The organism is Microcystis sp. M_OC_Ca_00000000_C217Col (genome assembly GCF_007095585.1).
Classification (GTDB): domain Bacteria; phylum Cyanobacteriota; class Cyanobacteriia; order Cyanobacteriales; family Microcystaceae; genus Microcystis; species Microcystis panniformis.
This window is the reverse complement of the sequence record NZ_SFBV01000228.1, coordinates 1-8,429: the sequence shown is the minus strand read 5'-3', so window position 1 is coordinate 8,429 and position 8,429 is coordinate 1. Positions and strand designations below refer to the sequence as shown.

The 8,429-nt window shown below is 40.0% G+C and carries 10 protein-coding genes; 4 read left to right on the top strand and 6 right to left on the bottom strand.

Annotation, left to right across the window (positions count from 1 at the left end; all coding sequences use genetic code 11):
- Positions 1 to 48: 48 nt before the first annotated feature.
- Both EWV66_RS13950 and EWV66_RS13945 read right to left on the bottom strand, forming a co-directional pair.
- Positions 49 to 540, bottom strand: a complete 492-nt coding sequence (locus EWV66_RS13950) for a retropepsin-like aspartic protease (RefSeq protein ID WP_287115989.1) — start codon at positions 538 to 540, stop codon at positions 49 to 51.
- 15 nt (positions 541 to 555) lie between these two features.
- Positions 556 to 792, bottom strand: a complete 237-nt coding sequence (locus EWV66_RS13945) for a hypothetical protein (protein ID WP_287107912.1) — start codon at positions 790 to 792, stop codon at positions 556 to 558.
- Positions 793 to 1,328: 536 nt separating this feature from the next.
- On the opposite strand from EWV66_RS13945, the gene EWV66_RS13940 reads away from it, so the two are divergent.
- A complete protein-coding gene (locus EWV66_RS13940; protein ID WP_052277995.1) occupies positions 1,329 to 1,847 on the top strand; it encodes a hypothetical protein in 519 nt (172 codons plus the stop codon).
- A gap of 41 nt (positions 1,848 to 1,888) precedes the next feature.
- Positions 1,889 to 4,009: a pentapeptide repeat-containing protein gene (locus EWV66_RS13935; RefSeq protein ID WP_287107913.1), complete on the top strand. Its 2,121-nt coding sequence runs from the start codon at positions 1,889 to 1,891 to the stop codon at positions 4,007 to 4,009.
- 78 nt (positions 4,010 to 4,087) lie between these two features.
- Here EWV66_RS13935 and EWV66_RS13930 read toward each other — a convergent pair whose 3' ends face one another.
- Positions 4,088 to 4,294: a UPF0223 family protein gene (locus EWV66_RS13930; RefSeq protein ID WP_159298070.1), complete on the bottom strand. Its 207-nt coding sequence runs from the start codon at positions 4,292 to 4,294 to the stop codon at positions 4,088 to 4,090.
- Entirely contained in the window at positions 4,291 to 4,584 is a 294-nt protein-coding gene (locus EWV66_RS13925; RefSeq protein ID WP_002776536.1) for a BrnT family toxin, read from the bottom strand. The genes EWV66_RS13930 and EWV66_RS13925 overlap by 4 nt, the downstream gene beginning before the upstream one ends.
- A 353-nt stretch (positions 4,585 to 4,937) precedes the next feature.
- Between EWV66_RS13925 and EWV66_RS13920 the strand changes: the two genes are divergently transcribed.
- The gene (locus EWV66_RS13920; protein WP_052277997.1) at positions 4,938 to 5,549 is read left to right on the top strand and encodes a Uma2 family endonuclease; all 612 of its coding nucleotides are present in this window, start codon (positions 4,938 to 4,940) and stop codon (positions 5,547 to 5,549) included.
- A gap of 92 nt (positions 5,550 to 5,641) precedes the next feature.
- Here the strand turns inward: EWV66_RS13920 and EWV66_RS13915 are convergent, their stop codons facing one another.
- Entirely contained in the window at positions 5,642 to 5,896 is a 255-nt protein-coding gene (locus EWV66_RS13915; RefSeq protein WP_052277998.1) for a hypothetical protein, read from the bottom strand.
- Positions 5,893 to 7,599 (bottom strand): potassium channel family protein, encoded by a 1,707-nt coding sequence (locus EWV66_RS13910; protein WP_287107914.1) that lies wholly within the window; start codon positions 7,597 to 7,599, stop codon positions 5,893 to 5,895. Before EWV66_RS13910 ends, EWV66_RS13915 begins: the two co-directional genes overlap by 4 nt.
- A gap of 150 nt (positions 7,600 to 7,749) precedes the next feature.
- Here EWV66_RS13910 and EWV66_RS13905 point away from each other — a divergent pair.
- A partial coding sequence (locus tag EWV66_RS13905; RefSeq protein WP_287107916.1) for a hypothetical protein occupies positions 7,750 to 8,429 on the top strand: 680 nt, incomplete at its 3' end.

Sequence of the window (8,429 nt, the reverse complement as noted above, 5' to 3'; positions counted from 1 at the left end):
CTGTGTGGAAACGAGGTCTATACTGATGGTTTCTTCGTCAAAATAGCCCTAAAAGTCTTGCCCGATAAGCATTTCACAATTCCATAAGCAAAAATTATCACACAAAGTCGAGAAGAGCCATTCTTTGAGAATGTCCCCTCCTAAAATCCCATCAATATAGTATTTCGAGAATACTTCCGGAAGAGAGCCAAAAAAAACTTCCGTTTCGCTAAACAAAATAGAACCTATTTCCAGTCTATCAAGCCTAGCAGTCCTATACCAAGAACTACCCGTTACACCACTTCCCCGAGCAGATGATTGAGATGTCGGTAAATCTAGAAAGTCTAATAAATCTGGATGAAAGACAGTCACCTGTGACCCCGTATCGAGTAAGACATTAACCGTTCTTCGGTTGTCGTTAAACTCAACAGTGACTGGAATCACCCACATAGACAATCTTTCAAGATTATGGTCTCCCTGAAATGTATGTTCAACGACAATGACGGCCATGTAGAGTAAGGATGATGGAGCAAGGATAAAAGCTGTGGCGTTGATAGCCAAGAATCGTTATCAACTTTAAGCAACTTTACTTCCGTCAACAAGACCTGTATAAAACAAATATAAGTCTCCCTTCAAATGTTTAGTCTCTTGTATAAGCTTACGTTTATCGTCTGAATACCCAATAACCTTACCTTTCTCTGGCCAGCCATATTTGTCTCGACCAGTGATCTCTACTACCACCCATTGATCGGGGTAATAGGATGAGACATCGGCTATACTCAAATCTTCTGTTTTGTGGCTAAGTGTCTTCATGGCTAAGGTGGCAGTTGATTTGATCAGGATCTTTATAGATTCATAGATTCGCAATAGTCATCGGATGAATTGCTTCTGGCAACCGTCCTGCATATAACGGTACAGACACTCCAGATTGTTAACCGAGTCTTGAAAGCCCTGTGCTACAAAGGGTTGAAATGTTGAGAAAGATGTGACTAATCGACAGTAGTTGGGAGGATTTTCGATCTTAAGGTAATCAACATATCTATATTTGTAGTCACCGATACTTGCTTAGAGGGGATTGCAATAACAACCAAAAAGTTATTTTGCTACTAGGATTACATGAGACAAAAGAGAAATCAACCAATAATTATTGGTTATTGCAAAACCCCAAATTTGGTAGGGGTTGGTTTCCCAACTGGGTGCTTGCTTTGGAAATAGAGACAAGATGTCAACCAACAATTGTTGCAATGTTTAACCAACAATTGTTGCTATCATTAAACAATAATTGTTGGTACTCCATTTCAAAATATGCTAACTAGCTCGAAAATACAGCCATGAAGACGCTCTCGTCAATGCCCCAAAACCTATCCGATGCCGAAAGGCAAGCAAGCAACTGTGGTTTGTATATTTCCAAGCTACAAGCTTTGTTGGCAGAAATCGAACCCCCATCTGAAAAATACAAAATGCTCCTGTCACTGTGTGATGCCCAAAAGCAGGCAAGAAACTGTGGTTTGGATATACCCAAGCTAGAAGCTTTGTTGGCAGAAATCGAACCCCTATCTGAAAAATACAAAATTATTTTCTATCTGGCGGCTACAGGTCTTTTTTCTGCGGATGACCTCGCTGAAATGTTCAATCATAGCAGCGGCAAAAATCTAAACGCAGATTTCAACAAAAATCTAGGATCCCATCTTAAGGATTACCTTGAGTTAGATGACAGTGATCGTCTGGGAATTACTTCCCTAAGAAGGATTCTCTTTAAAAAGGGCTATCTTGTTGACATTAATGACGATGAATTAGTGAGAGTTTTGCCAACACGCTACGCTGAAAATTCTCAATTAGAGCAGTCTTTTACTGTCAGACACAATTAGTGCGGATGAGAAGACCACCAATCAAGGAGATTGATTTAAAAATGGAAAACACAGAGTTATTGTGCGAGATACCAACATCGGTCACTCCCCGTGCTGACATTATTAATGATTTGTTAGCTCAACTAGACAATGAACAGGATATCGATATCCGTGCTGAAATCGTAAGGAAATTAGGGGAATATCCTAAGCCTCAAGTGATTAAAAAACTTTGGGATTTGAGAAATGATCTAGAAAAAGAATCTGATGATTTTGTGCAGTACGAAATCAAGCTCAAGCTTAGTCTGCATAAAGTGACTACTCATCCTAGTGTAAATATTGATTTTTTTCTGGATAACTTAGAGGTATTCCAATCAAAAGATAACAATTCTCAAGCTCCAAAAGTCTTAATTGATGCTGATCTGATTGAAGAGTTTTTATTGCGAAATCAGACGACTCTTAACAGGGAAGCTACTAGGGTTATGGGACTTGTTTTAGAAGGAAAAATTAATCCTTACATTGGCGAAATGGGATTAATCAAAATTTGGCATAATATCAAAAATCTGAAATCTAGAGAAGATGCCAATCGTTTGATCATTGAACTTCTGAGTAAGATTAACGTCGGTCAAGTTAACTTGAAAGACATTGACCTAGAAAAATATCCCAACGCCAATTTGAAAACGGCAATTCAAGTTGAGATTGCCAGAAAGTATAGCCTAGCAGGTATTATCACCATCAGAGATCGAGAATTCATTGCCAGTGGGTATCCTTTTGTGGGTTCTCCTTCCTTATTCTTACAGTCTTTAGGGAAAGATACCTCGCCAGCTTCTATCGAAAGAACTCTCAAAAATCTCGGTAAAGCGGCAATGGAAAATGAAAAAGTAAAACTCAATCAGCTTTTAGAAAACGAGCCTCAACAAAACTTATTCTTTGAAGATAATCTTTTGCTTTTTCAGGGCTGGAAAATTGAGAACTTTGAAATTCTTTGTGCCAATAACAATTTAACTTCCGCGACAGTTATCCTATGTAATACAAAAACCCAAGAGCGTTACACTGAATCAGCCTTTAAAAAAGGTTCAGTAGATGCACTTTGTACTGCTTTTAATGAGGCTCTAGCTCATTTAGTTGAGGTTAAACATACCCTTACATCTATCTATTTAGCCAACTTGACACCGGGTCAAAAAGGAGAAGTAACTGTCAAGGCGGTGGTTGAGTATGATGGTAAAGAAGTTATTACCATCTACACCCATGAAAATATTCTCAAGGCTTATTTTTTCGCCTACGTCAAAGCGATGATTGCCGTTTATGCACCCAAGGAATATCACCCCGATATTCATAGCACAAAAGAATTGACACATTTGCACAAAATTGGCGAACGAGATTTTTGGGGACTGAATTTCAGCCAAGTTAATTTAATGGATAGTGAGGCCAATCTTTTTGACGCAAAATTGATGGGATGTAACTTCAGTCAGGCTAATCTTTCGGGGGTTAATTTAACTAATGCTGATTTAACAGGAGCCGATTTGAGTCATGCCAATTTGAGCAAAGCTAATTTAACGGGAGCTAACTTGACCGATGTTAAATTAGATGAAAATAATCTAACCCTCCTTGATGGCACAATTTTGACTAACACAATTATGCCTGAAATTAACATTGAAATTAGCGGCGAATCCCGTTTAGAAAAGGTTGGTCAACTACTCAAACACATTGATCCTAAAAGTCAATCTCGAATCTTGGCTATTCACTCCATGACAGATTCCATCTGGTGGGATAATCCCCTTGGTCAAAAATTCTGGGAAGTTAACGAAGAACTAATCAAAAGGGAGATTTCTATTCAACGAGTCTTTATTCTTCCTGAAGTTCCGACTCCAAAGCATTTACAGGTGATTCAGGAACAACTTAACTCTGGCATAGAAGTTGCTTGGATTTGTCAGGAAAAAGCCAAAGATGTTGAAGGCTATCGTTGGGATGATACCAACCTATTGATTAGCGAAAACTTATCTGTTCCAAGAAATTCTTTTACAGCGAGAAGAACTATGAATGGTCAAACAGAAACAGGTTATATTTCCTATCAAACAAGAGTTGTCGAGACAGATAAAAGTATCTTTAACGCTCTATGGGAAAAATCCGAAAAACTCTCTACTCAAGCTAATATTCAGGAACAATTAGCAAACCTGAATACCTGACCCCGAACTTTATTGTTTTATTAACTGATGCTCACAATGCGATCGCTTTTTCTATTTTGTTTTCATAAAAAGCGATCGCTAAAAAGTGAGTTCTCGGTCGTTTGTCACACAATCCTGAAGATATAAATCAATTAATTCCTGATAAGAAATTCCTTTTTCTTTTGCTTTTTTTTCAAAGAAATCAATGACATCAATCCTTAAAGGTAAAGTAACCTGCTGCTTGAGTTGTTGAGCAAAAGGATTAGGACGACTTTTCATATTAGCGAGATCATACTCTGATTTCATAAACAATAACCTCGATATTGTTGAGACTCTTTTTGAGTAGCTTTTCGAGCAGAAATAATTCTAATAACAGAATCCTCTTCTCGATAACAGTGAACAATTAATAAAATTCGCATTTTTGAGCTTCTACCCAATAATAAAAATCGCTCTTCCATTTCTGAATGATCATCATCCCAAAACTGAATAGCATTTTCGTCATAGAAAACAGATTCAGCTTCTTGAAAGGAAACACCATGCTTCTTTTGATTGGTTTGATTTTTTTGCTTATCCCACTCAAAGGATAGATGAGGCATTGAGGACAGTGTAGTATTTTTGTTAAAACCAACGGCCCGATTATAACATATACAATCAAATTAACGATAGTTTGCTCTTAAAAAATTGTTCTCTCTCACCTCAGAAAAACTGCGATCGCTCTTTCTATTCTATTTTGATAAAAAGCGATCGCTTCCCCACAATCCCTAAAAAATAACCATAAAATTAATTAATAAGTGGGTAGGCGTTAAAAATTATCAGATGCCCCCTTATTAAGGGGGATCCCCCCGCCTATCGGCACCCCCCTTATCAAGGGGGGCAGGGGGGATCGAACCTAAAATCCATTATTAATTTAATTATAACCAGCCACTTAGAATATCGGAGAAAGACAAACATGATTATCGCTCAAGAAAAACCAACTATTGCGACAGTCACCAAAACCCCTGTCACTTTGGAAGCATATCGGGCGATCGCTGAAACTTCTCAGGAACGTTATGAATATTGCCATGGAGAAATGATTCTTATGCCTGGAGGAACCGCAACCCACAGCGCAATCGCGATCAATATCTCGGTTTTTTTGGGATTTTTATTGAGAGATAGGGATTTTCGTCTGTATAACAGCGATCTGCGGTTGTGGATTCCTGAATATCATTGTGGAACCTATACCGATCTCATGGTTGTTAACCATGAACCGGAATTTAACGGCGATCGCAAAGACGAAATTCTTAATCCTTTATTTATTGTAGAGGTGCTTTCCCCCGCCACAGAGGCCTATGATCGAGGTGATAAATTTAGAAAATATCGTTCCCTGTCAAGTTTTTGTGAATATCTGCTCGTTAGTCAAACTGAACCCTACATTGAGCAATATTTCAGACTCGCACAGAGCGATCGCTGGCAACTACAAACCTACGATCAACTTAGTCAAATAATCCCTCTGGAGAGTTTAAATGTTGAACTTCCCTTGCTAGAAATTTATCGTCGCGTTAGTTTTGCGGCAGCCTCATAAATCGCTTAATCCGATTAATACCCTTTCTATTTTGTTTGCATAAAAAGCGATCGCCCCACAGTAAAGAAGCGGTGAGAAGTAGTTCATTGGAACTACTCAGGATGGTTAGGCAGAGAATGATATTGAAAAATGCCAAATATACTGCCGACACTGCCGACACTTAGAATACTGCCAACACTGCCAATACTGAGAATACTGCCGACACTGCCAATACTGAGCATACTGCCGATACTAACCAGACTTAAAATACTGCTGGCACTAGCGAGACTTAAAATACTGCCGGCACTGCCTAAACTCAAGATACAGCGATAACTAGCTTTGCTCAGATAATTAAGACCAGAAATCATTTTAAATCGCGGAAAGATTGGGGAATAGTTAGGGAAGTATTTTGCCAAACCTGTTGTAAACGCATAGCCGGCATAGTTAGATAAAGAATATCACCTTGATCGAGAGTAATTTCCAGTAATTGCCAACCATGGATAGTTTGACCCTGTTTTTCTAGGTAAAGTGGCACAAAATCGGCATTCATCGCCGCTTCCTTGATAATTTGCCCCATAAAAGGATGATTAGGTGTGATTAATGTAGCCAAAGCAACCCAGAGGAGATCATCGGTCATGCCATTACCGAGAATTCTACCGCCCAAAGCGGCCGCAGCGAAGGAATAGGTAGCTAGATCCCGGGGACATAATACCGTATCAAAATCAAAAACCTCTTGAATCGATCGCCCGAATTGTTCCTGAGAGCAGCGTAAAACTAGATTAATTTTAGGAGCGATCGCTTTAGCAGTGAGGGCAATCTCCACATTAATCATATCCTCGTAAGTAACCACGATCAAAGATTCAGCGTTGTTAATATTAGCCGTTTCTAGGGTAGCCACTAGACGCGCATCCTCGATGATAACGGGGATTCCCCAGGAGCGCACGGAATGCAAAAATCGATTATTGGGGTCCGATTCAATCACCACCACTTCACAGCCTTGCTCGTGCAATTGTCGCACGATCCGGGTGCCGATACCTCCTAAACCACAGATAATGTGATGATTGCGGACGGGAATGCGGGTAGCATCCCAAAACTGCTTAAAGCGACTACCGAGAATAAAATCGTTGAGGAGAGCATAACAGATACCGATAACCCCCGCACCGACAATCATCATGACCACGGTAAAAATTTTGATACTATCGGGGGTAGATTCGGCCACTTTTTCGTTACCTCCGGCACCGGTAATCATCCCGACAGAGAAATAGAGGGAATCGACAAGGGAAATTTTTTGATTAACGCTGAGATAGGTAACGGTAGCAAGGGAAATCATCCCCAGGAGAGAAAGGGTGACAAGAATTACTGGTTGGACATAGTGCTGATAGGGACGGAGATTGAGTAGATTTCTCAGCCACTTTTGCAGTTTAAAACGCTGTTTTGCCTTAATTGTCGGTTTATTGCCGATAATCAGATGATCGCCAGTTTGGAGTTTTTTGCCTAACAGAACTGCGGAAACCAGATCGATTTCGTCGTGAGCGGGGAGATAATAGATTAACATTCGGGCCGGATCGTCCCAAAGTTCGTAGAGCGGTAATCCCCACCAAGGATGATTTTCCTCAATAATTATCTCTTGAATTGGCCAAAGGCGATCGAATAGCTGTAATTGACCGATAGCTTTATTACCAAGGGCAGCAAAGGAAAAGATCGGAGCCGCTAGGGAAGCAACGCTCATGCTAACGTGAGCAGGGAGGGTTTGATCGAGTCTTTCTCCCAAAGTTTCGTTAAATAGTCGGTTAACTATCCGAATTTTCGGGTTAATTATTCTTGCGCGGGTGAGAATTTCTAGATTGAGTGCGTCGTTATCGATGGCCAAAACTAGGGTTTCTGCATCTGGAAGGCCAGCTTGCAGGAGAGTTTTAGGAGAGCAGGGATCGCCGATGATAATATCAGACTGGTATTCACAGACCATTTGGCGATCGCTAATCGCCACTACTGCCGCAGATTGTTGTTTGAGTAAACAAAAGATTTTATAACCCGTGCGACCTAATCCACAGACGATGATTTGCGGTTTCATTCGTCGAGCGCGTTTTTTGCTGATTAACCTTTCATTTCTAGCGCAAAAACTAGGAAAAATCTGTAACTAAAGCTGCAATATTGCCAATTTTCCTAATCAGGCTTTGAAGATGATAAAATAACCATCATCATTGATTTAATCACTTAGGTCTTGACTCGCTTTCTTTGGGATAAATTTAGTAAAGATTACCTCGAAACCTTTCTCTCTTCTTCCGGTGACGTGAAAACTAGCCTTGATGTGACGGCAGAAACTCAAGAAATTGATGTGTATTTTCGACCGACTTCCCCAGAAATGCCGCCCGAATTAGGCCTATTGGGCAAATTAGCTCAAACCCCTTGTCTATTGGAACCCTATCGCAATCCTGTCACGATTGAGGGAATTCTCGCTTGTTTATCTAAACTGTTGACTGTGCGGGAACAATTACAAAGAGAAGCTCACCGTCATCAACAACCCTTATTAGCAGAAAATATTCCTAGACTATGGATACTAACTCCTACGGCCAGTCAAAGAATTATAACTGCTTTTTCCGCTCTCAATAACCCAGATTGGGGAGAAGGAATTTATTTTTTACCTCCAGCATTAACCACATCCCTTATTGTCCTACATCAATTACCTGAAACCCCTGAAACCCTTTGGTTAAGATTATTAGGTAGAGGAGGAACCAGAACCAGAGCGATTGATGAATTAGAGGCCTTGTCTCCTAGTCATCCTTTTAAATCAGCTTCCTTAAAATTATTATACAATTTGAGTAGGAACTTGCAAGCCTTACCCAAAAGAACCCAGGAGGAGAGGAAATTTATTATGCGTTTAGCCCCTTTATACGAACAAGA